Annotated in this window: 30 protein-coding genes, 1 tRNA gene and 1 pseudogene; 28 read left to right on the top strand and 4 right to left on the bottom strand. The window is 37.9% G+C overall.

Going from position 1 to position 26,305, the window contains the following annotated elements:
• The 18 genes and pseudogenes from F606_RS23725 to F606_RS0115495 form a co-directional block, all read left to right on the top strand.
• A pseudogene (locus F606_RS23725) lies at positions 1–156 on the top strand (IS200/IS605 family transposase); the annotation flags it as partial.
• A 332-nt stretch (positions 157–488) separates the two neighbouring features.
• Positions 489–2,324 (top strand): FAD-dependent oxidoreductase, encoded by a 1,836-nt coding sequence (locus F606_RS0115575; RefSeq protein WP_019554820.1) that lies wholly within the window; start codon positions 489–491, stop codon positions 2,322–2,324.
• Between the two features lie 2 nt (positions 2,325–2,326).
• Positions 2,327–3,274, top strand: coding sequence for a succinate dehydrogenase/fumarate reductase iron-sulfur subunit (locus F606_RS0115570; RefSeq protein WP_019554819.1), 948 nt, complete (start codon positions 2,327–2,329; stop codon positions 3,272–3,274).
• 1 nt (position 3,275) lies between these two features.
• Positions 3,276–4,139 (top strand): CoB--CoM heterodisulfide reductase iron-sulfur subunit B family protein, encoded by an 864-nt coding sequence (locus F606_RS0115565; protein ID WP_019554818.1) that lies wholly within the window; start codon positions 3,276–3,278, stop codon positions 4,137–4,139.
• A gap of 249 nt (positions 4,140–4,388) precedes the next feature.
• Complete coding sequence (locus F606_RS0115560) at positions 4,389–5,348, top strand: polyprenyl synthetase family protein (protein WP_019554817.1); 960 nt, start codon at positions 4,389–4,391, stop codon at positions 5,346–5,348.
• Positions 5,349–5,451: 103 nt separating this feature from the next.
• On the top strand, positions 5,452–5,703 hold the full coding sequence (gene tatA, locus F606_RS24005; protein ID WP_019554816.1) for a twin-arginine translocase TatA/TatE family subunit: 252 nt from the start codon (positions 5,452–5,454) through the stop codon (positions 5,701–5,703).
• A 156-nt stretch (positions 5,704–5,859) separates the two neighbouring features.
• Positions 5,860–6,075: a twin-arginine translocase TatA/TatE family subunit gene (gene tatA, locus F606_RS0115550; protein ID WP_019554815.1), complete on the top strand. Its 216-nt coding sequence runs from the start codon at positions 5,860–5,862 to the stop codon at positions 6,073–6,075.
• Between the two features lie 11 nt (positions 6,076–6,086).
• Positions 6,087–6,848 carry a twin-arginine translocase subunit TatC gene (gene tatC, locus F606_RS0115545; RefSeq protein WP_019554814.1) on the top strand — a complete coding sequence of 254 codons (762 nt, stop codon included), beginning with the start codon at positions 6,087–6,089 and terminating at the stop codon, positions 6,846–6,848.
• A gap of 19 nt (positions 6,849–6,867) precedes the next feature.
• A complete protein-coding gene (locus tag F606_RS0115540; RefSeq protein WP_019554813.1) occupies positions 6,868–8,328 on the top strand; it encodes a menaquinone biosynthesis decarboxylase in 1,461 nt (486 codons plus the stop codon).
• Complete coding sequence (locus F606_RS0115535) at positions 8,321–9,169, top strand: UbiA-like polyprenyltransferase (RefSeq protein WP_019554812.1); 849 nt, start codon at positions 8,321–8,323, stop codon at positions 9,167–9,169. The genes F606_RS0115540 and F606_RS0115535 overlap by 8 nt, the downstream gene beginning before the upstream one ends.
• 29 nt (positions 9,170–9,198) lie before the next feature.
• Complete coding sequence (gene folD, locus F606_RS0115530; protein WP_019554811.1) at positions 9,199–10,068, top strand: bifunctional methylenetetrahydrofolate dehydrogenase/methenyltetrahydrofolate cyclohydrolase FolD; 870 nt, start codon at positions 9,199–9,201, stop codon at positions 10,066–10,068.
• 87 nt (positions 10,069–10,155) lie between these two features.
• Positions 10,156–11,823 carry a formate--tetrahydrofolate ligase gene (locus tag F606_RS0115525; RefSeq protein ID WP_019554810.1) on the top strand — a complete coding sequence of 556 codons (1,668 nt, stop codon included), beginning with the start codon at positions 10,156–10,158 and terminating at the stop codon, positions 11,821–11,823.
• 160 nt (positions 11,824–11,983) lie between these two features.
• On the top strand, positions 11,984–12,730 hold the full coding sequence (locus F606_RS0115520; RefSeq protein WP_019554809.1) for a methylenetetrahydrofolate reductase: 747 nt from the start codon (positions 11,984–11,986) through the stop codon (positions 12,728–12,730).
• Between the two features lie 127 nt (positions 12,731–12,857).
• A complete protein-coding gene (locus F606_RS0115515) occupies positions 12,858–13,733 on the top strand; it encodes a sulfide/dihydroorotate dehydrogenase-like FAD/NAD-binding protein (protein WP_019554808.1) in 876 nt (291 codons plus the stop codon).
• A complete protein-coding gene (gene gltA, locus F606_RS0115510) occupies positions 13,718–15,121 on the top strand; it encodes an NADPH-dependent glutamate synthase (RefSeq protein ID WP_019554807.1) in 1,404 nt (467 codons plus the stop codon). Before F606_RS0115515 ends, gltA begins: the two co-directional genes overlap by 16 nt.
• Before the next feature lie 171 nt (positions 15,122–15,292).
• The gene (locus F606_RS0115505) at positions 15,293–15,853 is read left to right on the top strand and encodes a 3'-5' exonuclease (protein ID WP_019554806.1); all 561 of its coding nucleotides are present in this window, start codon (positions 15,293–15,295) and stop codon (positions 15,851–15,853) included.
• An 11-nt stretch (positions 15,854–15,864) separates the two neighbouring features.
• Complete coding sequence (locus tag F606_RS0115500) at positions 15,865–16,359, top strand: 2-thiouracil desulfurase family protein (protein ID WP_019554805.1); 495 nt, start codon at positions 15,865–15,867, stop codon at positions 16,357–16,359.
• A 68-nt stretch (positions 16,360–16,427) separates the two neighbouring features.
• Positions 16,428–16,512: transfer RNA gene (locus F606_RS0115495), tRNA-Leu, on the top strand.
• Positions 16,513–16,618: 106 nt separating this feature from the next.
• Here the strand turns inward: F606_RS0115495 and F606_RS21985 are convergent.
• The 3 genes from F606_RS21985 to F606_RS0115485 are packed head-to-tail and all read right to left on the bottom strand — an operon-like array spanning position 16,619 to position 17,759.
• Entirely contained in the window at positions 16,619–17,359 is a 741-nt protein-coding gene (locus F606_RS21985) for a tyrosine-type recombinase/integrase (protein WP_071595062.1), read from the bottom strand.
• Positions 17,344–17,529 (bottom strand): hypothetical protein, encoded by a 186-nt coding sequence (locus tag F606_RS24000; RefSeq protein ID WP_071595061.1) that lies wholly within the window; start codon positions 17,527–17,529, stop codon positions 17,344–17,346. Before F606_RS24000 ends, F606_RS21985 begins: the two co-directional genes overlap by 16 nt.
• Before the next feature lie 20 nt (positions 17,530–17,549).
• Positions 17,550–17,759 (bottom strand): hypothetical protein, encoded by a 210-nt coding sequence (locus tag F606_RS0115485; protein WP_019554804.1) that lies wholly within the window; start codon positions 17,757–17,759, stop codon positions 17,550–17,552.
• 209 nt (positions 17,760–17,968) lie between these two features.
• On the opposite strand from F606_RS0115485, the gene F606_RS0115475 reads away from it, so the two are divergent.
• The 4 genes from F606_RS0115475 (at position 17,969) to F606_RS0115460 (ending at position 20,641) form a co-directional block, all read left to right on the top strand.
• Entirely contained in the window at positions 17,969–18,253 is a 285-nt protein-coding gene (locus F606_RS0115475; protein WP_019554802.1) for a hypothetical protein, read from the top strand.
• A 462-nt stretch (positions 18,254–18,715) separates the two neighbouring features.
• Positions 18,716–19,093, top strand: coding sequence for a hypothetical protein (locus F606_RS0115470; protein WP_019554801.1), 378 nt, complete (start codon positions 18,716–18,718; stop codon positions 19,091–19,093).
• A gap of 114 nt (positions 19,094–19,207) precedes the next feature.
• Complete coding sequence (locus tag F606_RS0115465; RefSeq protein ID WP_019554800.1) at positions 19,208–19,990, top strand: DUF2971 domain-containing protein; 783 nt, start codon at positions 19,208–19,210, stop codon at positions 19,988–19,990.
• Between the two features lie 378 nt (positions 19,991–20,368).
• Positions 20,369–20,641, top strand: coding sequence for a hypothetical protein (locus F606_RS0115460; RefSeq protein ID WP_019554799.1), 273 nt, complete (start codon positions 20,369–20,371; stop codon positions 20,639–20,641).
• 16 nt (positions 20,642–20,657) lie between these two features.
• On the opposite strand, the gene F606_RS0115455 is transcribed toward F606_RS0115460, so the two are convergent.
• Positions 20,658–21,461 (bottom strand): DUF6444 domain-containing protein, encoded by an 804-nt coding sequence (locus tag F606_RS0115455; protein WP_019554798.1) that lies wholly within the window; start codon positions 21,459–21,461, stop codon positions 20,658–20,660.
• A gap of 203 nt (positions 21,462–21,664) precedes the next feature.
• Between F606_RS0115455 and F606_RS0115450 the strand changes: the two genes are divergently transcribed.
• The 6 genes from F606_RS0115450 to F606_RS0115425 all read left to right on the top strand — a co-directional run bounded on the left by F606_RS0115450 (position 21,665) and on the right by F606_RS0115425 (position 26,303).
• On the top strand, positions 21,665–22,051 hold the full coding sequence (locus F606_RS0115450; protein WP_019554797.1) for a hypothetical protein: 387 nt from the start codon (positions 21,665–21,667) through the stop codon (positions 22,049–22,051).
• Between the two features lie 13 nt (positions 22,052–22,064).
• Positions 22,065–22,301 carry a hypothetical protein gene (locus F606_RS0115445; RefSeq protein ID WP_211210084.1) on the top strand — a complete coding sequence of 79 codons (237 nt, stop codon included), beginning with the start codon at positions 22,065–22,067 and terminating at the stop codon, positions 22,299–22,301.
• 17 nt (positions 22,302–22,318) lie between these two features.
• On the top strand, positions 22,319–23,038 hold the full coding sequence (locus F606_RS0115440; protein ID WP_019554795.1) for a hypothetical protein: 720 nt from the start codon (positions 22,319–22,321) through the stop codon (positions 23,036–23,038).
• A gap of 19 nt (positions 23,039–23,057) precedes the next feature.
• A complete protein-coding gene (locus F606_RS0115435; protein ID WP_019554794.1) occupies positions 23,058–23,891 on the top strand; it encodes a serine/threonine-protein kinase in 834 nt (277 codons plus the stop codon).
• Between the two features lie 11 nt (positions 23,892–23,902).
• Complete coding sequence (locus tag F606_RS0115430) at positions 23,903–25,114, top strand: hypothetical protein (protein ID WP_019554793.1); 1,212 nt, start codon at positions 23,903–23,905, stop codon at positions 25,112–25,114.
• Between the two features lie 535 nt (positions 25,115–25,649).
• Positions 25,650–26,303, top strand: coding sequence for a hypothetical protein (locus tag F606_RS0115425; protein ID WP_019554792.1), 654 nt, complete (start codon positions 25,650–25,652; stop codon positions 26,301–26,303).
• The last annotated feature ends 2 nt before the right edge of the window (positions 26,304–26,305 follow it).

The raw sequence follows: 26,305 nt of genomic DNA, 5'->3' as shown, positions 1-26,305 counted from the left end.
TGGGCACGCGGCTATTTTGTGGATACGGTAGGAAGAAATAAAAAGCAGATAGAGAACTACATTAGGAATCAGCTAGAACAAGATCAAATAACAGAACAAATGAGTTTAAAAGAGTTTGTGGACCCGTTTACGGGTAGCAAGAAGCAAAAGGCATAAATAAAAAGCCCCTTTAGGGGTCGCCCGAAAAAGTAAAACGTTGGTTAGACCATTCGGACGCCCCTTGAGGGGCTTATGTTAGTAATATGCCCTTCCAGGGCTTGAGCAAGCCTCCGGTTTACCGGAGGTCATGACTTTTTTATAGTATCTATACATAATGCATTAAAGAAATTACATCATATAGGTTTTTATTATGATACATATAGTTTTTATGAATGATAGACTTGTTGAAAATAGAAAAAACTAATGGTAAGATAGAATGGTAATATATTATATTTATATTATCATAATTAAAGATATTTTATGAATTTTTATTATTTGGAGGGTTGAATATGTCAACAGAAATTTCAAGGCGTACCTTTATTAAAGGTGGTGCAGCGGCAGGTGTTGCAATTGCAGCCGGAACATATTTTAAGTGGGAAGGCAATAACATCCCAAAGAATGTACGTGATGGCAATGTAACATATGACGTACTCATTATCGGCAGCGGTGGTGCTGGTATGAAGGCAGCACTTGAGGCAGCAAAAAATGACAAATTAAAAGTTGCCGTGATGACTAAAATGATCCCGACACGATCGGCATCCACGATGGCACAAGGCGGTATGAATGGTGTTACAGGGGTGACAGATCCCGACGATACAACAGAAGCACATGCATTTGATACCGTAAAAGGCGGCGATTATCTTTGTGATCAGGATGCAGTAGAGTATTTTGCCGAAACTGCTGGAAAAGTGATTTATGAAATGGATTATATGGGATATCCTTATAATCGTCAGGAAGATGGGTCATTTCATCAACGTAAAATGGGTGGCAGCTCACATGCGCGGGCTGCATATTATGAAGATCGTTCTGGTCATGCCATGGTACATGCTCTATTCGAACAATGTTTAGCAAAAAATGTAGAATTTATTTCTGAATGTCAGATGCTTGAAATTGTTCGGAAAGACGAAAAATTGAGTGGGGTTGTTGCCGTTGATATGCGCAGCGGTAATTTTATTTCGATTCCCACTAAAAGTATCATTATAGCCACTGGGGGTTATGGTCGTGCATATTGGATTCGTACAACCAATCCTTACAGTTCAACAGGCGATGGAATTGCTATGGGCATGCAGCTAGGCATTCCGTTCAAAGATCCGGAAATGGTGCAATTCCATCCAACGGGATTGGCTAGTAACGGGGTATTGTTATCCGAATCAAGCCGCTCAGAAGGCGCATACCTACTTGATAAAGATGGCAATCGTTTTATGGCTAGATATGCTCCAAAAGCCATGGAACTTGCCACGCGCGATATTGTAGCTCGATCCATTGAAACCGAGATCAGTGAAGGCCGTGGAATCGGTGAAGGACTGCATGCAGCTGTATATATGGATTTTCGTCATATTCCTAAAGAGCGTATCATGGAACGTTTAGGACAAGTATACGATTTATCATTACGTTTCGAAGGCGTAGATATTTCTAAACAGCCAGTGCCGATTCGCTGTTCTTGTCATTATTCAATGGGGGGATTGGAAGTTGATGATTATAAAACGACAGCAACGCGTGTACCAGGTGTATATGCAGCTGGCGAATGTTCTTGTGTTTCAATTCACGGTGCCAATCGTTTAGGTGCAAATTCTTTGAGTGAAGTTTTGGTTTTTGGTACGGTAGCTGGCAAAAGTGCGGCAGAGTATGCTGCAAAAACGAAATATGAAGGTAATCTTGAAGTACTGAAAGCTTCGCGTGATCAATGGCTGGCAAAATTCGATGAAGTTACGACACGTACAGTCGGTACGCCGGTTGTTGAAATTCGCGATAAAATGGCTGAAACAATGTGGTACAAAGCGGGTGTTTATCGTGATGAACAGCATTTAAATGAGGCATCAAAAGAAATTGATGCCTTAATGGAACTTTATAAGAACTGCTATGTTGGGGATTCTTCACATACTTACAATACAGCATTTATGAATTATATTGAAATAGGTAACTTACTACAAATATCCAAGGCAATTGTACTTGGTGCTACGGCACGAAAGGAAAGTCGCGGCGGACATTCACGTAAAGATTTCCCGCTGCGTGATGATAAGAATTTCATGAAACATACCTTGGTATTCAAAGAAGGAAACACCTATAAGACCGAGTATAAGGATGTTGTTGTGACGAAATATCAGCCGAAAGAAAGGAAGTACTGATTATGATAGTTACCTTGCAGATTCATCGCTATGTTGATGAAAAAAAATGGATTCAAGAATATAAAATTGAAATAACGAAAGGTTTGACGATTTTATCAGCATTGCATGAAATTAAAGCAAAGCAGGACCCGTCATTATCTTTCACATCTTCTTGTCGGTCAAGTATTTGTGGTGCTTGTGCAGTGCGTGTAAATGGTCATTCTGAACTCGCCTGTGAAGTTCTTTTAGATACATTGGTAAAACGCTATAAAACAGATGTTTTAATTGTTGAACCTTTGGGCAATTTTCGCATAATTCGCGATTTAATCGTTGATTGGGACCCGAAATATGAAAAAATGAAAAAAATTGAGCCGTCGTTACATCCTAAAGCGGAATTTACTGTAAAAACTGGCTGTAAACAGTCCATTGAGGATTTTGATAAATATAAAAAGTATGCAGGCTGTATACTTTGTGGATCTTGTGTTTCAGAGTGCAATAAAAGTGCATTAAATGAAAAAGATTTTTTAGACCCATTTATTTTTGTTAAAGCAGCAAAACTAGTCGAAGATTCGCGCGACAAAGACCACAAACAGCATTTGAAAGATGTTATTGAAGCTGGTCTTTGGAAATGCTTTAACTGTCAGGAGTGTACAGCGAGTTGTCCGAAAGATCTCGATCCGGCAGGGGCAATTGAAAAATTAAAAGAAGCGACGTTTAAACTGGAAATGGCATCTTCCGTTGGTTCAAACCATGCGAAAGCCATTTATGATGACATATACAATACTGGCCTGCTTGATGAAAGTAAATTATCTGTACAATCAGAAGGTTTTATTTCGGCAGCATTTCGTGTGCCAATTGCTTATCGTTTAATGAAAACTGGCAAGCTTGATTTATTTGAAAAAGCACCTGTAAATAAAGATATTAGCAAAATTCGTTCGATTATCGATATTGCAGCTAAGGAGGACAAATAATATGAAGTACGCATTTTTTCCCGGCTGCGTTTTAAAAGGGGCGGCAGCAGAAGCTCATGCTTCGATGATGAAGGTGTCAGAAGCACTTGGGATTGAACTTGTAGAAATTCCAGAATGGACTTGCTGTGGTGCATCGCATGCGCAAGGTGTCAGCGAATTGTCAATGCTGGCAATTAATGCCCGTAATATTTCCATTGCAGAACATATGGGCCTGCCAATTATGACGGTATGTAATACGTGTACATTACAGTTAAAACAAGCTAAGGCAAAATTAGATGAAGATGAGAACCTGCGGGCACAAGTAAATGAAATATTAGAGAAATCTGGACACCCGTATCCTTATCAGGGGACAGCAGAAGTTACCCATTTCTTATGGGTTTTGGATGCGCATCCTGAAGTTTTTGCTGGAAAAATCAAAAATAAACTTACAAATGTAAAAGTGGCTGGGTTTTATGGCTGTCATTTGATTCGTCCGCAAAAAGTGTTGAATTATGAAGATGGACGAAATCCTGAGTCTCTGGAAAAGTTAATAAAACTTTTGGGGGCAACACCAATAGATTTTGATTATAAGCTTAAATGCTGTGGCTTCCATGCCTTTTTTACAGCGGAACATGATGTTTTGACTGTAACTGGGAAGATTGCTGATAATGCAGCACAAGCTGGAGCACAGATGATCGTTACACCATGTCCTTTATGTCAAATGCAGCTTGATATGTATTCACCAGAAGGGCGTGAAGCCACGAAGTCTTCGGTAGAGGTTCCAATTTTGCATTTGCAGCAATTGGTTGGTTTTGCCCTGGGCTTTAGTAAAGAGGAAATGGGCATTGGCAGACATGTCACAGCCGCTGATAAAGTTACAATTTAAATCTTAATTTCACTAAAACGGCAGGTCATATTTTGGGGCCTGCTGTTTTTAAAAATTATTGTTAAGACTATTTAATGAAGTTTATATATCTTATAATAAGCATGAGTTATTGATGAGGAAAATAAGTTTCTAAAAAGAGAATTGTATTCATAAATTCAACGAATGTAGTTTGCCAAATCTTTAGTGTTGTAGTAAACTTATTAAGTTAAGATATCTAACTTGTAGGTGATAAATTTGTCCAGTAACAAGATGTTCGATGTGGTGAAAGAAGATTTGGCGAAATTAGAAAAAGAAATGCTTGCCGTAGTTCAATCACCGATAGAGTTAATCACGGAAATCGGAACACATTTAGTGAATTCGGGCGGGAAGCGCTTGCGACCAGCTCTTTATTTTTTGGCTGTACGATGTGGAAGTTCGGTTGACGAAAAAAATATTATGCCCTTGGCAGCAGCGATTGAAATGATTCATATGGCTTCACTTGTGCATGATGATGTAATTGATAGTGCAGATATGCGGCGTGGTACGCCAACAGCAAATTCAAAGTGGGGCAATCAGATTTCCATTTTGAGTGGAGACTATTTATTTGCGAAAGCTTTTTCTTTAATAGCAAAACAAAATTACAGTTCACGGGTGACTATGATTTTGGCACAGCTTATTTGTGATTTGAGTGAGGGCGAAATCATTCAAAATAAAGAAACTTTTCGTGCATCAAAAGACAAATCTGAGTATTATGCGCGTATTGCAAAAAAAACAGCGAATTTTATTGCCGCCAGCTGCGAACTAGGTGCGATTGTCGCGAAACTGCCGGAAAAAGAAATTGACGCACTACGGCAATATGGTGAAGCTATTGGGATGGCTTTTCAAATTACCGATGATTTACTTGATTTGACAGCAACGCAGGAAGAAATCGGCAAACCAGCGGGCAATGATATTTTGCAGGGGATTGTGACTTTGCCAGTTATTCATGCTCTTGAAGTGAGTCCAAATTCAGAAGAGCTTCAGGCTATATTAAAAACACGCGATATGAGTAACGACTTGCTATCTCGTGCTTTAGATATTGTTCAAGCAACGGACGCTGTGGAATATGCACGGGGAAAAGTAGATGAATACATTACCAAGGCTTATGATGTATTGCCATCATCGATTCCAGCTGCGGTTTTTGAGGCATATCAATTAGCTGCAGATTCAATTCGCATTCGTACGTACTAAATGCAGTATGATATTGTGAAGGAATTTTTTTTGTATCTATATAAATCGGCGTTGACGTCATGAAGTAAATAGAGTACATTAAAATTAAATGGAGGAATGAGTCATGTTTGGAATTGGTGTACCAGAATTAATTTTGATTTTAATTATCGGATTAGTCGTATTTGGACCCGGTAAACTGCCGGAAGTCGGCAGAGCAGTTGGAAAAAGTTTAAATGAATTTAAAAAAGCAACCGCGGGGTTGACCGAAAGTATCTCAACGCCAGTTGTGAAGGCAGAAACTAAAAGTGAACCAAAACCAGAAGAAACAACGGTGAAAGCTGAAACTGTATCGGATAAAAAACCAGAAGTAAAATAATTTCTGCTCTAAAATCGTCTTTGTTTATGCAAGGACGATTTTTTTATAAGCAATATGTATTGCTTTCGTTGTATTTTTTTTCATGTAATTGTATAATTACAGTACGAGTTATAGATTCGTTTATAAAAGTGAAATAAAAGTTGGAGGAATGACATTATGTTTGGAATAGGTGTACCGGAATTAGGCTTGATTTTGGTGATTGGTTTGGTAGTGTTTGGTCCAGGTAAATTACCGGAAATAGGACGTGCTGTGGGAAAAAGTTTAAACGAATTTAAAAATGCATCGAATGAACCTCCTGAAGAAAAGAAAGAGGAGTCTGTTGTTAAAGCAGTCGAAAAAAATGAAGAACCTCAAAAAAAAGATGCAAAGTGAGGGTCTGATTAATGGCAGATGAACGGAGCTACGAAGAATATGTAGGTGAAAAAACACCTGCAGAAATTGAAGAGGCAGCGAAAGGGAATATGACATTGCTGCGCCATCTTGATGAACTTAGAAGCAGGCTGATTTATTCAATAATTGCAATTGCTATTGGCAGCGGGATTTGCTATTTCTTTATTGAAGATATCATGCATTATTTAACGATTCCCGCTGGTAAATTATATTATATGCAGCCGGCGGAAGCTTTCTTTACCTATATGAAAGTATCCTTCTTCGCGGGCTTTTTATTGGCAATGCCCGTGATTTTGTATCATGTATGGCGATTTTTTCTGCCCGCGTTGACGGGAAAAGAAAGATTTTTGATTGGGCTGGTTGTACCAATTTCTGCCGGGTTATTTTTTATGGGGCTGGCTTTTGCTTTCTTTTTTGTGCTGCCGGCGGGAATTAAATTTTTCTTGGGATTTGGCAATGCAGATTTACAGCCATTGCTATCCATTGGTAAATACCTCGATTTTGTGATTGCCTTTGTGCTGCCGTTTGGATTTATTTTTGAATTGCCGCTCATTATTGTGATTTTGGCTAAAATGGGGTTTGTTACATCGGCTTTTTTGCGCAAAAAGCGTAAAATTGTTATTTTTTTAACATTTGTTATCGGAGCTGTTATTTCACCGACACCAGATGTATTTTCGCAGTCAATGATAGCAGTTCCGATGATTTTACTATATGAAATCAGTGTATTTATTGTTCGCTTTGTTTTGCGAAAATAGTTGAGGGGAGTATATAATTTTGGCTTTTAAAGATTTAAGGGAATTTATCGATGCACTCGATAAGCGAGGGCTTTTAAAACGGATTACGACACCAGTCGATTGTGAATTAGAAATTACCGAAATCACAGATCGGGTCTCTAAGATGAAGGGCGCTAAAAATGTTGCGTTGCTTTTTGAAAATGTCAAAGGATATGATGTTCCTGTTTTAATGAATGCATTTGGCAGCATGGAACGAATGGCTATTGCTTTTGGTGTGGAAAAAATAGATGATATTGCGGATGAACTTAGAGAAATTTTAAAACTGCCGTATGTTTCTTTGGAGCATAAACTCGATTTAATTTCGATTATTCCAACCGCGAAACGGGCAATTAATTTTCCTAAATATGTAAAAAATGGACCGTGCAAAGATGTTATTATCAAAGATCAGCCATCTTTGGATAAATTTCCAATTCTGAAATGCTGGCCGCAAGATGGTGGCGCCTTTATTACACTGCCGCTTGTTTTTACGAAAAATCCTAAAACGGGCAAACGCAATGTTGGTATGTATCGTTTGCAGAAATTTGATGAGAAAACAACGGGTATGCATTGGCATATTCATAAAAATGGTGCTGAAAATTTTCGCGCCTATAAAGAAATGGGGAAAGACCGGATTGAAGTTGCTGTAGCCATTGGTACAGATCCTGTTTTGACGTATGCTGCGACGGCACCATTGCCGCGGGATATCGATGAGATGGTTTTTGCTGGTATGCTGCGTAAAAAATCAGTAGAAATGATCAAATGTGAAACCGTCGATGTTGAAGTGCCAGCACATAGTGAAATCGTGCTGGAAGGATACGTGAAAATGGATGAACTGCGCCGCGAGGGTCCGTTTGGCGACCATACGGGTTATTATTCGCTGGCGGATGAGTATCCGGTTTTTCATATTACATGTATTACGCATCGTAAAAACCCAATTTATCCAGCAACTATTGTGGGGAAACCTCCGATGGAAGATTGCTATATAGCTAAGGCAACGGAACGCATTTTCTTACCACTTCTCCAAGTGATGATGCCGGAAATTGTCGATATTAATTTACCGCTGGCGGGCGTATTTCATAATTGTGCAATGATTTCAATCAAAAAAACATATCCGCAGCAGGCTAAAAAAGTAATGCATGCGGTCTGGGGTATGGGGCAGATGATGTTTACGAAGATGATTATCATTGTAGATTCTCATGTTAATGTGCAAGATGAGCAGGAAGTTTGGTGGCGCGTCTTCAATAATATTGATGCAAAACAAGACATCGTGATGGTTGATGGACCGCTTGATGTACTTGACCATTCTTCACCGATGCCAAAATGGGGAACAAAAGTCGGAATTGATGCGACGAAGTCCTGGCCGGAAGAAGGTCATACACGTGAATGGCCAGATGAAATCGTGATGAGTGATGATATCAAGGCCGCAGTAGATCAGAAATGGAAGGATCTTGGTTTTGAGTAAATTATCAGCACATGTAAATAATATAGCATTGCATCATTCTGTGTTTGCTTTGCCTTTTGCTTATATGGGAGCTTTTTTAGCTGCCGATGGTGTACCGGACCTGTCCACATTCCTTTGGATTACAGTGGCAATGGTAGGTGCGCGGAGTGCCGCTCTGGCACTCGATAATATTATAGATTTAAAGTATGATAAATTGCATCCTCGCTTTACGAAACGCCCGATGGTGACTGGTGAAGTGAAGCCATGGGAAAGTATTTTACTGATCGTGGTCAGCTTGGGTGTTTTTATTACGGCGACATTACAGCTTCATCCGATTTGTGTGAAACTGGCACCTCTGGCAATTTTTCCCTTTGTTATTTATCCGTATACGAAACGATTTACTTGCTGCTGTCATCTTGTTTTAGGTATTGCTCTAGCGATGGCACCGGCGGGCGGCTGGATAGCAATTCGCGGTTCGCTTGATTTACCAATTGTTTTATTGAGTTTAGCGGTGGGACTTTGGATTGCCGGATTTGACGTCATTTATGGTTGTCAAGATAAAAAATTTGATGAAGACCATGGACTGCATTCGATGGCAACGCGGTTTGGTCTTGTTGGTGCCTTGCGTATTGCTAAAGGTATGCACTTTTTGAGTATATTATGTTTTACTATGGTTGGAATTCTTATGCATTTAGCACTGATTTATTACGGTGGTGTTTTCATTGCATTATTGACTTTATGTTATCAGCATTCGATTGTAGGCGTTGATGATTTGAGTCAGGTGACGCAAGTTTATTTTATGCGAAATGGTATCGTAGCAATTTCAATTTTTTTATTTACATTAGTTAGTATAATATGGTGACTATTTGATTGATCGGTTGGGGGTAAAATATGACTGCAAAATTATTAGAAGGAAAAATATTTGCTGCTGCAATAAAAGCGGAAGCTAAAAAGCAGGTTGAATCGCTGCAACAAGAATTTAAAGTTACACCAGGGCTTGCTGTTATTATCGTTGGTGAAAATCCGGCATCAAAGGTCTATGTTGCTAATAAGCATCGTTCGTGCGAAGAATTGGGTATTTATTCCGAAGTCATTGAAATGCCGATCGATTCAACAAAAGCAATGTTATTAGCTCAAATTGATGAACTTAATCACAACTGTAAAATTCATGGAATTTTGGTTCAGCTGCCATTGCCACCACATATTCATACCGATGAGGCGGAAATTTTGGATTTTATCGATCCGGATAAAGATGTGGATGGGTTCCACCCGATCAACGTGGGGAAACTGGCGACCGGTCAGGAACATCTTGTGCCATGTACGCCTATGGGATGCATCAAAATGTTGGAACTAGCTGGAATTGAAATTGCTGGTAAAAATGCCGTCATTATTGGTCGCAGTAATATTGTGGGCAAGCCAATGTTTCATTTATTACTTGCACGGGATGCAACGGTGACGGTTTGTCATTCACGAACGAAAAATTTGGCAGCGATTACGAAACAAGCTGATATCTTAGTGGCTGCTGTGGGAAGACCACATTTTGTTACCGCTGATATGGTTAAACCTGGAGCTGTTGTAATTGATGTTGGAATCAATCGTATTGCTCCGAAAAAGCTTGTTGGTGATGTTGATTTTGAGGCAGTAGAATCTGTTGCTGGTGCGATTACACCGGTGCCCGGCGGGGTTGGACTTTTGACGATTGCTATGCTTATGCATAATACCGTGAAAGCAGCGCGCCTGCAGTTGAGTAAAACAATATAAATTTTAAATAAATAATAATTATATTATAATAATTTAAAACAATACTAAAGCACTTGAAAATTTTTTTATTGTCAGGGAGGCAGATTGATGAAAAGTGATGTAGAAATTGCACAAGCAGCGCTACTTCAGCCAATTACAGCGATTGCAGAAAAGCTAGGTATTTCAGAGGATGAGCTTGAATTATATGGTAAATATAAGGCGAAGATAGCACTGGCAGCCTGGGACTCTATCAAACATCGTCCGGATGGGAAATTGATTCTTGTTACAGCCATTAACCCTACACCGGCCGGTGAAGGTAAAACAACTACGAGTGTAGGTTTGGGCGATGCTTTACATAAATTAGGCAAAAAAACAGCGATTGCGCTGCGTGAACCATCTTTAGGACCTTGTTTTGGTCTAAAAGGCGGTGCGGCAGGCGGTGGTTATGCACAAGTTGTGCCAATGGAGGATATCAACCTACACTTTACGGGTGATTTTCATGCAATTACGACGGCGCATAATTTATTAGCAGCTGTGATTGATAATCACCTACAGCAAGGAAACGAATTAGATCTTGATGTTCGTCGCATTACTTGGCGCCGTGTGGTTGATCTTAACGATCGTGCTTTGCGCAATATTGTTTGCGGTATGGGAGGAAAACCTCATGGGGTACCGCGAGAAACAGGTTTTGATATAACGGTGGCCTCTGAAATGATGGCAATTCTCTGTCTCGCTCAAGATCTTGATGATATGAAAGATCGTTTGGGGAAAATCATCGTTGCTTACACTCGGCAGGGAGAACCAATACGTGCAGCACAGCTCAATGTAACTGGAGCACTGACCCTGTTATTTAAAGATGCAATCAAACCTAATTTAGTGCAGACACTCGAAGGCACACCAGCGTTTATCCATGGTGGTCCATTCGCCAATATTGCGCATGGCTGCAATAGTGTTATGGCGACGAAATTTGCATTAAAACTTGCTGATGTCGTCGTTACGGAAGCTGGATTTGGTGCTGATTTGGGAGCTGAAAAATTTCTTGATATCAAATGCCGCTTTGCCGGAATCAGCCCGGATGCTGTTGTAATTGTTGCTACGGTTCGCGCTCTTAAAATGCATGGTGGAATGTCTAAAGATCAATTGACACAGGTGGACATGCAAGCCCTTAATGCGGGCTTAAGTAATCTTACAAAACATATTGAAAATATACATAAATTTGGCTTGCCGGTGGTAGTTGCCATCAATGCATTCCCTACAGATACTGAAGCAGAACTTACTTTTGTAGAAGAACAGTGCAGGGCCATGGGCGCACAAGTAGCTCTTTCTGAAGTTTGGGCAAAAGGTGGTGCCGGTGGGATTGCACTTGCTGAGAAAGTATTAGCAGCAGTCGATAAACCAAAGGCTTTTAAATTTATTTATGAAACAGAAGCAACTATTGAAAATAAAATCAATGCTATTGCCCGGGAAATTTATGGTGCAGATGGTGTCGAATTCACGGCGTCAGCTCGCAAAAGCATCAAAGAGCTTGTGGATCTCGGCCTTGATAAAATGCCGATTTGTATGGCGAAAACGCAATATTCCTTGAGCGATGATGCAACAAAACTAGGCCGACCATCCGGATTTACAATTACAGTCCGGGAAATTAAAATTTCTGCTGGTGCCGGATTTATCGTAGCATTAACAGGGAATATACTGACGATGCCTGGATTACCCAAACATCCAGCTGCTGAAAAAATGGATATTACAAATGATGGGAAAATAACTGGACTTTTTTAACGGAATATAAAAGATCGGCAGGGTTGAGTTTTGTGGAGCTTGATACCTGCCGTTTGCCATATAGAATATTTAATGCAACTTAAATATAGTTGTAATTTTTACTTTTTTTGTATAGAATAAGATAAAACAGTACATCACATTTTATGATGGGAGCTTTTATATGCCTAGAATATCAATTGAATTAGTTCCACGCGGAGAAGCTGCAATTCGTGAAGAATTGGAACTGTTAAAAAATAATTTTACCTGTATCGATCTGATTAATGTACCGGAGCTTTTGCGTTATGAACTGCATAGCTGGGAAGGCGCAACGGTTGCGAAAGAATTTTATCGAGAAGCTATGCCGCATATTCGGGCCATTGATATTGATTTAGACAAACCATTGCCAATGGCTTCTTATTTGGTTGAGCATAAAATTAGTGAGGTTTTGGTTATTACCGGTGATCCACCGCAGGATATGGGGCGGACGATTTATCCAACGGTTAGTACCGATGTAATCCGTAAATTTCGTGATGAGCTGCCACATATCAAAGTCTATGCAGGACTTGACCAGTATCGCAGCAGTATGCGTCAGGAAGAATATAATATTCGCCGCAAGATTCAAGCCGGCGCAGCCGGGTTTTTCACCCAGCCTTTTTTTGATCTGCGCTATTTGGAAATCTATGCGGAAATTCTTGCTGGGGTAGAGGTTTATTGGGGAGTATCTCCTGTTTTGTCGGAGCGATCCGTCAATTATTGGGAAAGCAAAAACAATGTGATTTTCCCAAAAGCTTTTCAACCGACGCTGGAATGGAACATTGATTTTGCCAGACAAGCTTTAGATTTTGTAAAAAAACAAGATGCCAATATTTATTTGATGCCAATTAAAACAAATTTATTGCCGTATTTAAGCGGTGCTTTTGCTAAATAAAGTTAAGGCTGTTAGTCGTTTAAGCTCATTGTGCTATCAAAATACTCTGTGAAATAAATATTGCCTATGAGATTTTTTTGATGTACTATAAAGTCAGTATTCATGTATTTATATGGGAGAGTGGATTATGTTTAAGATTTTAAAAAAGCAGGTGTTATCACCAGGCGTACTTTTATTTGATCTTGAAGCACCGCGGATTGCAAAAAAAGCGGAGCCGGGACAGTTTGTAATTCTTCGTGTGAATGACGAAGGCGAAAGAGTTCCACTTACGATTGCTGATTTTAATCGTGATAAAGGAACCATCACGATTATTTTCCAGGAAGTTGGTGCTTCAACGCAGTTATTAGGGGCACTAAATGAAGGCGAATCTATTTTAGATCTCGTTGGTCCTTTAGGTAAAAAAACACATATTGAACCTGATATGGGGACGATTGTCTGTATTGGTGGTGGCATTGGTGTTGCTCCGGTTTATCCGATTGCTCGTGGTTTAAAACAAGCGGGTAATAAGGTGATTTCTATTATGGGTGCTAAATCAAAAGAAATTTTAATTTTTGAAGATGAAATGAAAGCGGTAAGTGATGAAGTTTATGTGACAACCGATGATGGTTCTTATGGAATCAAAGGGTTTGTTACTACGGCATTGCAACAGCTTATTGATAAAGGTGTGAAAATCGCTGAAGTAATCGCAATTGGCCCAGTTGTAATGATGCGCAGTGTGGCTGAAGCAACACGCCCTTATAGCATACCTACAGTTGTCAGCTTAAATCCTATTATGGTTGATGGAACTGGTATGTGCGGCGGCTGCCGTGTTCAGATCGGCAATGAAAGCAAGTTTGCCTGTGTGGATGGTCCTGAGTTTGATGCACATCAGGTTGATTTTAAAGGTCTTATGATGCGTCAGCGTACGTATAAAACGCAGGAAGCACAAGAGAAGGATCATGTTTGTCGCTGTGAACAACAGGGGCTTACGAAAGGAGCTGACTGTGAATGCCAATCTCATTGATGAAACATAAAATGCCAGAACAAGATCCGAAAATTCGTGCAACAAATTTTGAGGAAGTTGCTCTAGGCTATAGTGAAGAAGATGCTGTTGCCGAAGCAAATCGCTGTCTGAATTGCAAAGTGCCGCAGTGTCGTAAGGGTTGCCCAGTTGAAGTAGATATTCCGGGATTTATCGCGAAAATCAAAGAAAAAGATTTTGCTGGTTCAATTGCTGTGGTTAAAGAAGCAAATAGTTTACCAGCAATTTGCGGCAGGGTTTGTCCGCAGGAAAGTCAGTGTGAAAAATATTGTGTGCTCGCCAAACGTGGTGAATCGGTTGCAATTGGTCGTTTGGAACGTTTTGTAGCGGATCGCAGCTTAGCTCAGGGCGATAATACGCAGCCGATTGCTTATGCTGCTGATGCACAAAAAGTGGCTGTTATTGGTTCAGGTCCGGCTGGCTTGTCGGCGGCAGGTGAACTGGCGAAAAAAGGTTATAAAGTAACGATTTTTGAAGCACTACATACAGCTGGCGGTGTTTTATCTTATGGAATTCCAGAGTTTAGACTGCCGAAAGATGATATTGTAAAAGTGGAAATCGATAGTCTCAAGAAAATGGGCGTGGAAATTGAAGTTAATGCCGTAGCCGGAAAATTATTTACGGTTGACGAACTTATGGATGAAGATGGCTTTAGTGCGGTCTTTATTTCAACTGGTGCGGGTTTGCCTCATTTTATGGGGATTGAAGGTGAAAATTTCAATGGAGTGTATTCGGCGAATGAATTTTTGACTCGTTGCAATCTAATGAAAGCGTATCAATTTCCAACACATGCAACGCCAATCCATGTCGGCAATAATGTTGCAGTAATTGGCGGAGGTAATGTTGCTATGGATGCAGCGCGGACATCACTTCGTCTTGGAGCAGAACATGTCTATATTGTTTATCGCCGCGGTGAGGAAGAACTTCCGGCTCGCCTTGAAGAAGTCCATCATGCTAAAGAAGAAGGTATTGACTTTAAGTTACTACATAATCCAGTGGCAATTCTTGGTGATGAGCAGGGCTGGGTTAAAAAAATGCGCTGCATTAAAATGGAATTAGGTGAACCGGATGCTTCAGGCCGTCGACGTCCGATTGAAATTCCTGGGTCAGAATTTGAAATTGATGTTGATACAGTGGTGGTTGCCATTGGTCAGGGACCAAATCCACTCGTTCAATCGACAACACCGGGGATGGATACGAATAAACGAGGCAATATTGTTGCCAATGAAGAAACTGGTGCTACAACGAAAGCAGGCGTTTTTGCCGGCGGTGATATTGTAACGGGTGCCGCAACTGTCATTTTAGCTATGGGGGCTGGTAAAAAAGCTGCCGCAGCCATTGATGACTATTTGAAAACAAAAAAACAGTAAGTATAGTAAAGAAACGGCGTGGTATAAGTACTGCGCCTTTTTTGCATATAAAAATAGAAAAGCGTCATTATTTTGCCTGTATTTGGCAGAGGATTTTATTATTCGCAATAAGTACGTGGATTTGTGTTATAATTAGGAGTAAATTTTCAAGAAAAGGAACGATTAGAAAGTATGATGAATTTTGTAGCAATTGATTTTGAAACAGCCAATAGTAAACGAAATAGTGCTTGCAGTGTGGCTGTTGTTGAAGTAAAAGATGGAAAAATCCATGATTCATATTATGCGCTAATTAAGCCACCTGGCATGAAGTTTGATTACTTTAATATACAAATCCATGGGATTACACCTGAGGATGTGCGTAATAAACCAACATTTGCTGAAATATGGCCCGAACTTAAGCTTCGTCTGGAAAATAAAATTGTTTTAGCCCATAATGCATCTTTTGATATGAGTGTTTTAAAATATGCAATCCAGGAATATAATTTGGTGCCGGCAAAGTTTCATCATTGTTGTACAGTAAGCATCGCTCGTAAGATTTGGCCAGAGCTTGAAAATCATAAGCTCGATACGGTTGGGGATCATTTACATATTGATTTTAATCATCATAATGCACTTGATGATGCACGTACTTGTGCTGCAATTCCACTTTTTGCAAGTGAAAAAATCCATGTGGATAATTTTGCAGAACTCGTGCAGAAAATCGATGTACCAGTCAAGCCGTTTAAATGTTAGGGGATGTATCAATGATTTTAGTTAGTGCCTGCCTTTTAGGAAATAAAACGAGATATGATGGCGGGGCAGCGCCGAATGCGCTTTTATTGCGTTATAATAGTTTGGCACAATATATTGCTGTATGTCCGGAGTGTTTCGGACAATTGCCAATTCCGCATCCACCATCCGAAATTCAAAATGGTGATGGTGCAATGGTTTTGGCGGGTAAAGCAAAGGTAATAAGCAAGACGAATACACAAGATATCACAGCTAATTTTTGTGAAGGGGCAGACAAAGTACTAAAGATTGCCCAAGCATATAAAGTAAAATATGCTTTTTTAAAAGAAGATAGTCCCTCTTGCGGTGTTAATACGATTTATGATGGAACTTTTTCGAATACAAAAGTGTGTGGTCAAGGTGTTTGTGCGGCCCTGCTTGTCCAAAATGGGATAAAGGTTTACTCGGAAGAAGATTTGACGGAAGATTTATTGAAAAAAATCTTAGAAGAAGATCAAAAAGCAGAGTGAAAATATTTGACAATTAAAAAAAGTTGTGCTAAGATATAGAAGTTGGTTAACGAGTTAACCGAACAAATGCGGGAGTGGCGGAATTGGCAGACGCGCTAGACTTAGGATCTAGTGTCCCACGACGTGCAGGTTCAAGTCCTGTCTTCCGCACCAACTCAATAAACGTAGGCATCCATGCTATCATGGGTGCCTTTTTTGGTAGTCAAAATCTAATGCCTTTTGACTACCTTTTGACTACTATTGAAAAAAGTAACGGATTTTAAGACTGTTTTTTATTTGGTAACATTGCCGACATCATATCGGCGATTCCATCCTGCATTTGCGGGAATACATGCGAATAGGTATCCATAGTTTGTTGGAATGTTGAATGTCCTAAACGGTATTGAACTACTTTTGGATGAACACCAAGCTGTAATAGTTGTGTAGCGTGTGTATGGCGCAGATCATGTAGATGAAATTTTTCAGGCAATCCCGCGGAAATAATAAATTTTTTAAAATCTTTACTCAGTCGTCTTGGATCGTGTGGTTTTCCATCTTTTCTAGCAAAAACCAAATCATTATTTTCATAATTCAAACTGCTGAGTTGTTCAGATTTTACAACGACCCGATACTTTTGCAAATCGTGCAGAATTTCTTTTGATATCGGAATGGTTCGATAAGACGATGTATTTTTGGGCTTATTGATCATAGATCCAAATGCCTTTGTACAGATAACGGTCGTATTAACGGATAGGGTACCTTGCTTAAAATCAATATCCTGCCAGCGCAGGCCAAGAAGTTCTTCACGCCGCAAACCTGTACCCCAGGCAATAAAAAATATAATTTTACGCCAGTCCGTTGCGGCTGCTAATAATTTATTTACCTGTTCTTGGGATAAGACGTTAATTTCTTTTGTCCGTTGAGGTTTCTTTATTCTAACACTGGCAACGGTACAAGGGTTCTTTTCTATGATTTCATCCAATACAGCTTGTTTCAACGCAGCATTTAAAACAGTATGCATATATTGTACAGATCGATCTGATAATCCAGTCGATTTCTTTTCATCATAAAAAGCACGTATTGCTTGTGGTTGCAATTTTGCAAGTGGATCATTCCAAGGGATTGTTTTAGATGAACTCGCACTATGATCTCGTACGATTCCCATGTGTTTTGGCGCACATGACCCTGCATGACGTTATTCAACCAATCGTCTAATTGCCTAGGGGATACGTATCCGAATCAATATAGTGTGTCCTAGAGAGTTTTTGCTGTATGTTTATTTTAGCTTGTTCGGCTTTTTCTTTCAGTTCCGTTTGAGATTTTGCATAAACAAATTTATAAATAGATTTCCCCAATTCATCATGCCCGATGAGTATTTTTGATTGGTAGCGACCGTCTGTTCTTTTTTTTAATCTTGGCATAGTATGCCTCCTTTTTAGTACGTGCGTTCCTTGTGTAGACTATTTTTTTTGCCGCCTCCTTAAATGGGGGCGGCTTTTTTTGCGATGATTCTGCTTTTAAGATATGGCTAAGGCAATGTTTGGGGCAGCAGGGTTTGAGACCGTGGGGCGCATTGCGTTGAAGAATACTAAAACCGGAAAAGAATATCGCTAAAAGGGAGAGATTATTTATGACAAAGTATCGTAAGAAACCAATTGAGATAGAAGCCTTTCAATTTGACGGAGATTTTGTGAACGGTGACAGTACACCGGCATGGGCGTGGGAAGCTATAGAGAAAGGCGAAATATTTTTTAGTTCGTTAGATCGAATAGAGCCTCCTTGCGAACTTTTCATAAAAACACTTGAGGAAAATATGCACGCTAGTATGGGGGATTACATTATTAGGGGAATAAGCGGCGAAATATATCCATGCAAGCCAGATATATTCGAAAAAACCTATGAATCAGTTGAATAAATAGATCTAAAAAAGGACGGTGATGAGCCGTCCTTGATGTGCGTTTATTATGGGCGCGTGAGAGGGAAAACAAGGCGGTTAAAGAGATTGCTTTCATGATGTTTGGATCAGCCGTACGACCGGAACAGCTGCGCTTTGTATTCTGTGGATAAGTTGATGGTGATTTTTCACAGCAAAATGACAGCATTTTCACGGTCGGATACTTCCCTTTTACTTCCGTTTTTCAAGGGTTTACGGTGCTATAATAATATTATCAAAAGTTTATAAATGAGCCGCTTACGAATGTGTGAGCGGCTTTTGTGTTACCCTAATATCGGCAGGTCATAGAATACTGTGGAAATTAGGAAGATGGAAGTGTAAGGCAGATTTTGAAAATGGACGTGTTTGCTATTGCTGTATGAAAAGTCTCATGCTATATTGGAAGTTGCAAATAATTGCAAACAATATGGAGGAGCTGAGTGTATGGGGAAAAAATATGATTTTGAACAATACCGGGTCAGCATAGAAAATAAAAAGGGTAACGGATTGCCACCGTATCAATTATCAGATTATAAAGGATATCTGATAATTGAAATGATAACTCCAGAGACGGGGAGAGACATCGCTGCTGATGGCACTAACATGATTACATTCAATAAAGATATTAATATAAAAATCAAAGTTGACAATTACGCTGATTTTGAGAAATGGCTAAATGAAAATAACTGCGGTAATTATATTATTGAATTAGAAAGCCAAGAAACGGATAAAATAAAGGTTGATTATGTTCGATATATAGGAATTGGGGAATGGAAATTCAGGGCATATTATGCGGATATTCCTCCAGCTCTTTATTTATAAAACAGTACAGTAAATGCTTACATATGTGCAACAGTAAGCAGTGGCTTGTACTTGCCAGGTGGACCGGTACGAGTTTAATTAGTTTAATTTAAAACTTTGGAGGAGGATTATTTAATGGAAAATGATGTGTTCTTATATAAATATATATCATTTAGTAGATTTGTAGAGTTAATAGAATTGCATCGGTTGTATTTAACTAAAATAACCCTTTGGGAGGACCCTTATGAAGGGTTTCCTGTTAAAAAAAATTTTAATGAGGGAATACCAACATGGGTTGTTGAAAAGATGAATAAAAAATTAATAGAGGCAGGGAAAAATAGCGTGTTGCAACATACATATGCACAGTCGTGGACTGATACTCGGGAAGAATCTGATGCCATGTGGAGAATTTATAGCCAAGATAAGTTAGGTGTAAGAATTACGGTAAAACTAGCACAGATTCTTCAACAAATAACAGAAGCCGTTACTAAAATCAATTCAACTATAAAGGTAAATCATTATAAAGTGAAGTATCATCAAGGTTACAATGTAGATAATTGTAGAACCCCAGACAAAATGGGGATTATTATGACAGATAAAGCAATTTGTGAATTAAAAAGACCTGCTTTTGAACATGAAGCGGAATATAGAATTTCATGTTCACTTAAATTAGCGGATACAATGAGAAAAAATAACTCGTCAATGATGAGCGAGATAGAATTGGCTGATATTTTTGAAAAAATACAGACTCCACCTGTAATACATTATGATGTTCCTATTGATAGTATATGTGAAGTTATACTAGATCCTAGAGCACCTGAAAGTCATAAGAAAACATTTCTAGAATATTGCAAAAATAGGGGATTTGATCAACATAACGTACTATTTCAAAAATCAAATTTATATACATTACTATAAATAATCGTCTTATTCTGGGAATTACACACAAGCTACTAGTAATTGCTGGTGGCTTTTTCTACGCGCTAATTTGGTTAAGGGCGTTTCTCCTATATCTACGGTACTAAATTAAAAAGAGCAAAAACATAAGATTTTAAAAATCCTATTGTCGATTATGATAACCATTGGAGGTGATGGTTATGCATGATTTATGGGGTATTCTTACTTTGATCGTGGTAATTGTGGTCTTGGACCGATTGAGGTAACGATGTATAATAGGCAACCGCTAACATAGGGTTGCCTATTATTATAGGGAAGTTGCTGCTGTAATAGTGGCATTGGATGATATTTGTAAAATTATCTTTTATAAGAGTATAATAGGCTGGAGGAGATGAGTTTATGGATTTAATAAAAAAATATAAATGCGTTACAGGTATTATTATTATTATTTTATTAGGTGCGCTCTACTATTGCTGGTCTAATAACTGGGGATATTATTACTTCGATGTGGTTGCGAAATGCTCACCTGCTATAGCTGGGGTCGGTGCGTATTATATGTGGAGTGAAAATAGAGAAAGAGAAATTAAAGAATTAGAGTATAAGAATGATTGTAACTATTCAGTAGCCCCAATAAAAACAGCTTTTTCCGGTGCACCATCCAAAGCAAATTGAATGGCACGGAAAATATTTAGGTACCGCGTTTCCAGCTTACCGTCTGATACGTAAAATCTGTATCGGATACATTATGAACCCAGACCAAACGACCAGCTGTCCGCGCACCGCTTTCATCGCAATGTACAGGCGTAGTCTTTTGGAGTAAGGCCAACCGGATATTCTCAACGACATCGGTCAAACCAGTGTCAAATTCATGGTTCATCTTGTAAATACTACCAGTACTAATAGAAAGACCGCTGACAGCACTCAAAAGATTGTGTGTACGTTCTATGGAAACAACACCGTCAGAAGTAAGCGCAACCGCCATTGCTTTAACCCCATTGCCATATTGTTTTGTGCCAGTAATTCCTACAGGGAATTCACCCGTAAGGACTATATCAGAATGCTGTTTGCAAGTTCGCATGATTTGCCGATATTGACGTACCATGACAACTGTTTTTAGATCAATTTCATAGCGAGATTCCTTCACTTTTGAGGTACAGAGCTGAGCATTAGGACAATGCAGGCATTCATTTGGTTCACAGTCAATGAGTTCATCTGGTTTATGAGGAAGTTTAAGACCTGTTTCCTTGTGATTCTTTTGGGCGCCAGGCTTTTTTTCGGTAGATTTACGCAAACTGCGTGTCTTAGTTTTCTTCAAACCATCAGAAGAAGGTGGTTTAGAACTATTTTTGCTATTCTTATGGAGTTGTTCATTTTGACGAGCAACTAACTCCGTCAAGGCTGTGACTTGTGCCGTTAAGGATGCAATTTGCTGAGATAAGTGAGCATTCGTAGCAATGAGTTGCTGTATAAATCGTTCCTCTTGTATGTTCAAAGTAAACACATCCTTCTACCATTTAATACAATTAATTATACCGATAGAAGCGCTGATGTTAAAGGGGGTACAAGCTATACTTATCCACAGATTTCAAAGAATTTTACACAAATTTTCTTATTTCCAATGCTTTGTTAGCCAAATGAAAAAAATGACCATTTTAAGTGGCTACTGAATAGCTACAAAAGGTTATAGATAAAAGGATGCTTGCTTATGAAGAAATATTTAATAAAGTGTTGGCTCCACTAAATTCATGGATTGCTCGAACGGTTGATGACAAATACATTGAACGTCATACGATATTCACTACGATGCAAGATTGTCATGAATATCATTCGAAAATTTTATCTACGGCAGATAACAATCCATGGTTTAGTCAGGAAATATATTGTAAAATATATGAAATAGATGAGATACTTGATAAAGGATTATCGTCAGCAAGTAATGAGCTTGAACTTGTAGAATATGGAGAAAACAATTATGAATTACTATTAAAAAATACGAGGCAATTATCTGCATTATATAAAAAAGATATTTATGAATTATATAAAGTAGATGATTTTTTTAATGAGCACCACTTTAAAGATTGAAGCATTCTTCAGTATGTTTTTTTATACCAAAAATGAGATTGAGGCGATGAAGCAATCGGAGCTGTGGCTACAAGTGGTTGATATTACATATGGAAATTATCAGGGAGGAATTGCTAGGGATTTGTCGAAATACAGGTTTAATGGTAAGGCGTATCAGCAGTATGCATTGGCTTGTGCTGGTGGGAGTATTTTAGAAAACTTTAAATTAGAATTAAGAAAAGTATGTTATAATAAACTACAAAAAAAGTAATGAAAAGCAGGGACAAGATGGAACGTATTCAAATTTTCAATCACGATATATCATCTATAGGGTTATATAAGCGAAATAGTACAGAAGGGGCCGAACTAAATTTAGTAAATGATTTTATAGATTATTATAGTGATAATTTTTTAAAGAAAGGTAATCGTTATAATTTAGCGGTATTCATTGAACCTAGAATATTGTCAGGATTTCCAGATATTGTTTTTGCTGTATATAACCCCAATATTGTTGATATGTGGTCTGAAGCTAGAAAGACACTTAATCTATATGACTTAAAAATATTATTCCAAATTGTCCACTCGAAGGGAATGAGTGGAGCAAATCTAATTGATATGCTGAAATTCCCAGAAAAGCAAATAATAACATCAATTGAAAAATTATATGATTCTAAACTAATTTATCGTAGGGGATACTCGTGGCGTGCAAAAGAGATTAAACAGATTTATAGTATAAAAGACTTAATTTCAGTCGAGGCTAAAATTGGTGATATAAAAAAAGTTGCAAAACAGTCTTTTATAAATACATGGTTTGCATCACAATCATATGCGTTAACAAATTCTAATTCACCACAGAAAAATACAATAGAAAATTTTTCGAAAATAGGAATAGGTTTATATTGTAAAAAAAGAAATTTTAAAAAAATTGTTCCAGCTCAAAAACTTTCTTCACCAGTAAGTTATTTATCTTTACAGTTTAACGAGTGGATAGGAAACTATTATAGTTAGATTAAGGAGCTAATATTTTATGCATACATTTGAAGAATTAATTAAAGATTATGATGATGTGAGTATGTATCGTAGAGGTGGACAGAAAAAGGTTTTTTTAGGAAAACATCTTATATATGGAGATGTTGTAATAAAGCTGTGTTATGAACCAAGGGATCCAAGAGTTTTGCGTGAAATAGATATTTGTAGGGGTATAAATAGTGAGGCTGTACCTAAGATTTATGATTCAGGGTATGTTTGCTATGAGGGTGCGGAGACGCTATACATTGTGGAAGAAAAAATAAATGGTACTGATTTAAAATCGCAAATAAACAGTGGATATAAATTTTCATTGAAAGATGCGGCAGGCTTTCTAAAACAGGGCTTGGAATTTATCGCTGCTTTAGAAAAAATACATGTTGTGCATAGAGACATTAAGCCAGATAATATTATCCTTAATAATGAAAAGGTTTATTTTTTAGATTTTGGAATAGCTAGAAATTTAGAATTACCCTCGTTAACAGCAACTCAAGCAATGATGGGCCCACACACACCAGGGTATTCAGCTCCAGAACAATTCAATAATTTAAAGATGGACATTGACTCACGGGCAGATCTTTTTTCATTGGGAGTGGTGACTTATGAATGTGTGACGGGTGTAAATCCTTTTACTAAGGGTGCTAATGGGCATCTAGATATTCTTCAAAGAACGGAAACTATAATTCCAATTAATTATGTGTTAGCTGGAGACCAAGAACAACAGTTTATGGGACTGATAAGTTCTATGATGTCAAAATATCCATCTCGACGTCCTCGTAATTCTAAGAAAGCACTGGAATGGTTAGTTACGGCAGAAAAAACTTTTATTTATTAGGAGTTGTTAAAATGGAACTATACATTCAAATGGGTCATGGTACGCAGCAATTATCTATTGATTTAATAAAAAAATTCAGTGGGGGTTCAATTATCCTTAGCCCAATGAATATTAAACCTGGAAAAATAGAAACTTTTGCAAAATCAGCAAAAAATTTCAATGGGAAAATTGTTATTGACCCACAATTATATTATCCTCGAAAACATCAAAAGAATCTTCAATTGTATGATTATTGGCCAAATGAAAATATAACATATATGCAAAATGGAAATTATGACACTGTAATTGAAAAATTACATGTATTGAATGAAATGGCAAGTACAGACTTTTTTATTTTGCCAACAGAAATTATAAATAAATTTGATGCTAGATGGAATACGATACAAAATAAAATCATAGATTTTGGGCGAAAATATGGGAATAAAAAGATTTATCATACTTTAGCCTTGGGAAGCAACATCCTTAATGATGAAAGTGCAGTTGAAAGTATTATCCAATGTGTTGAAAAGTGGGACGTGGAAGGTGTATATATTGTTTGTGAGCATCCCCCAATGACTAATAAGAATACAAAAAGTGAGTATTTGGTAGAAAATCCAAATTGGGTTGCTAATTTGATGAATTTGGTTGCAGGAATAAAATTATCTAATAAAAAAGTTATTGTAGGGTATGCAAATCATCAATTGCTTTGTTTGAGTTTGGCAAAATGTGATGCAATTGCATCAGGTAGTTTTTTGAATTTACGATGGTTTCAATCGAAACATTTTGAGACGCTAATTTCCGGTGGAGGGCAACGTTCACTATGGTATTATGCGCCACAAGTTTTATCAGAATATAAAGTTATTTTTTTGGATATAGCAAAACGACTTAATGTTTTAGAACTCTTGAAGCCATCAGAAAAAATGATGAATGAATATTGTCAGGTGCTTTTTAATGGAAATATTCCATCGGTAACAAACTACAAAGAAAGCGATTCGCATAGGCATTATTTATATTGTTTGAAAAAACAATGTGATGGGTTGACTTGTGATAGCTATAACAATACAAAGGCTGTATATCTTAATTTAATAAATACAGCGGAACAAATACAAGATGGTCTTCATGCGAATGAAATAACAGGTCAAAATAGAGATTTTGCTGATTTCTCTACGGTAAATAGGGCTGCGATTGCAGTTTTTGAACAAGCATATGGTAATTCAATGAGAATGGAATGGGATAATTTATAAAATAAATGCTTGTAATATTAGATAATTTCGGAAAAAAATCCCCATTTTATATGATATACTAAGAGAACGTGAAGAATCACACATAAGCCGCTGGCAACTCTGCTGGTGGCTTTTTCTACGTGCTTTTCTAAATATCAAGGCTGTTGAGGTGTATAGTATCAATGGTCTTTTGCTCAGTACGGCAAAGATTGGCGCAATTGCAGAGCAGACCTCAAAGCGGGAAATCAGACGATCATCAATGCCTATGCAAATACTGATAAAGAAGTGCAGGAAGCTAAGCAAAAGTGGCTAGAAAGAAAGGCGGTTGAGATTAAGGAACTGGTTAAGAGTGAATATGGAAGCTGGTAAATAAAGATCGGGATTTGATGATGGCATTTATTGCGTGGTTAATCTTTGGTGGGGCAATTGTTGTGTATTTTGATTCTGAATGGCTATTGCTGATTTGCATGGAGTTCAAAGAGAAAAAAGTCAAGTTTACAGGATATCCCTTTTGTTTTGTCAAATATTATAAACAAAGATAAAAGGAGCTGACAACATGATAGATATGGATATTTCATCGTTTTTGGGTACATTGCTTGGCAGTACAGGAGCAATTCTAGTTATAATAAAATTTTGGGGTGCAAAAATTACCGACACCTTTATTCAATCGTATATAGAAAAAACGAAAGCAGAACTTGATGTAAAAAAATATGTAACACAACAACGATTTGACAAAGAATATGAATCTGTTAGTAAAGTTTTAGAATATATTTATGAATGTGCTATATTAACCCAAAATGTTTATCATTATCAAATGTCATTTGACGATCAAAAATATAAGGAACTTATAACAGATTTTAGTTCTAAACTAGAAGATTTTTCTATATTTTATTTCAAAAATAATTTATATATTAATAAAAACTTATCTTCTAAGATTTTAGAAGTAGTAAAGAAATTGAATGATTTTAAAGCAATATCAGAAGTGAGCCGTTTTGTTGGTGGTAAATTAGAATCAACGGTAGGAATGATTATTGACGACCCGATTGGGAAGGCGGAAATTGAAAGATTAAGGGAAAGCTATGACCAATATAATAAGGAACTAAAAGAGATAGGTGAATTAATAAACAATGAGGATCAAACGCTTAGTTATTATACTGTAGTAGAAAACGCCAAAGACTATTTTGACCATTTATCTATATTGCAAAAATAATA

The organism is Propionispira raffinosivorans DSM 20765, from assembly GCF_000381065.1.
Classification (GTDB): Bacteria; Bacillota; Negativicutes; order Selenomonadales; family Selenomonadaceae; genus Propionispira; species Propionispira raffinosivorans.
This window is presented reverse-complemented; position numbering and strand designations above follow the sequence as displayed.

Coding starts and splice junctions, on each gene's coding strand:
- tatA (WP_019554816.1), top strand. CDS start 5,452: ATGTTTGGAATTGGTGTACCAGAATTAATTTTGATTTTAATTATCGGA.
- F606_RS0115505 (WP_019554806.1), top strand. CDS start 15,293: ATGATGAATTTTGTAGCAATTGATTTTGAAACAGCCAATAGTAAACGA.
- F606_RS0115560 (WP_019554817.1), top strand. CDS start 4,389: ATGTTCGATGTGGTGAAAGAAGATTTGGCGAAATTAGAAAAAGAAATG.
- gltA (WP_019554807.1), top strand. CDS start 13,718: ATGCCAATCTCATTGATGAAACATAAAATGCCAGAACAAGATCCGAAA.
- F606_RS0115465 (WP_019554800.1), top strand. CDS start 19,208: ATGGAAAATGATGTGTTCTTATATAAATATATATCATTTAGTAGATTT.
- F606_RS0115445 (WP_211210084.1), top strand. CDS start 22,065: ATGTTTTTTTATACCAAAAATGAGATTGAGGCGATGAAGCAATCGGAG.
- F606_RS0115575 (WP_019554820.1), top strand. CDS start 489: ATGTCAACAGAAATTTCAAGGCGTACCTTTATTAAAGGTGGTGCAGCG.
- F606_RS0115435 (WP_019554794.1), top strand. CDS start 23,058: ATGCATACATTTGAAGAATTAATTAAAGATTATGATGATGTGAGTATG.
- F606_RS21985 (WP_071595062.1), bottom strand. CDS start 17,359: ATGCATACTGTTTTAAATGCTGCGTTGAAACAAGCTGTATTGGATGAA.
- F606_RS0115460 (WP_019554799.1), top strand. CDS start 20,369: ATGGATTTAATAAAAAAATATAAATGCGTTACAGGTATTATTATTATT.
- F606_RS0115515 (WP_019554808.1), top strand. CDS start 12,858: ATGTTTAAGATTTTAAAAAAGCAGGTGTTATCACCAGGCGTACTTTTA.
- F606_RS0115430 (WP_019554793.1), top strand. CDS start 23,903: ATGGAACTATACATTCAAATGGGTCATGGTACGCAGCAATTATCTATT.
- tatA (WP_019554815.1), top strand. CDS start 5,860: ATGTTTGGAATAGGTGTACCGGAATTAGGCTTGATTTTGGTGATTGGT.
- F606_RS0115485 (WP_019554804.1), bottom strand. CDS start 17,759: ATGCCAAGATTAAAAAAAAGAACAGACGGTCGCTACCAATCAAAAATA.
- F606_RS0115450 (WP_019554797.1), top strand. CDS start 21,665: ATGCTTGCTTATGAAGAAATATTTAATAAAGTGTTGGCTCCACTAAAT.
- folD (WP_019554811.1), top strand. CDS start 9,199: ATGACTGCAAAATTATTAGAAGGAAAAATATTTGCTGCTGCAATAAAA.
- F606_RS0115525 (WP_019554810.1), top strand. CDS start 10,156: ATGAAAAGTGATGTAGAAATTGCACAAGCAGCGCTACTTCAGCCAATT.
- tatC (WP_019554814.1), top strand. CDS start 6,087: ATGGCAGATGAACGGAGCTACGAAGAATATGTAGGTGAAAAAACACCT.
- F606_RS0115475 (WP_019554802.1), top strand. CDS start 17,969: ATGACAAAGTATCGTAAGAAACCAATTGAGATAGAAGCCTTTCAATTT.
- F606_RS0115425 (WP_019554792.1), top strand. CDS start 25,650: ATGATAGATATGGATATTTCATCGTTTTTGGGTACATTGCTTGGCAGT.
- F606_RS0115470 (WP_019554801.1), top strand. CDS start 18,716: ATGGGGAAAAAATATGATTTTGAACAATACCGGGTCAGCATAGAAAAT.
- F606_RS0115500 (WP_019554805.1), top strand. CDS start 15,865: ATGATTTTAGTTAGTGCCTGCCTTTTAGGAAATAAAACGAGATATGAT.
- F606_RS24000 (WP_071595061.1), bottom strand. CDS start 17,529: ATGCAGGGTCATGTGCGCCAAAACACATGGGAATCGTACGAGATCATA.
- F606_RS0115520 (WP_019554809.1), top strand. CDS start 11,984: ATGCCTAGAATATCAATTGAATTAGTTCCACGCGGAGAAGCTGCAATT.
- F606_RS0115565 (WP_019554818.1), top strand. CDS start 3,276: ATGAAGTACGCATTTTTTCCCGGCTGCGTTTTAAAAGGGGCGGCAGCA.
- F606_RS0115570 (WP_019554819.1), top strand. CDS start 2,327: ATGATAGTTACCTTGCAGATTCATCGCTATGTTGATGAAAAAAAATGG.
- F606_RS0115440 (WP_019554795.1), top strand. CDS start 22,319: ATGGAACGTATTCAAATTTTCAATCACGATATATCATCTATAGGGTTA.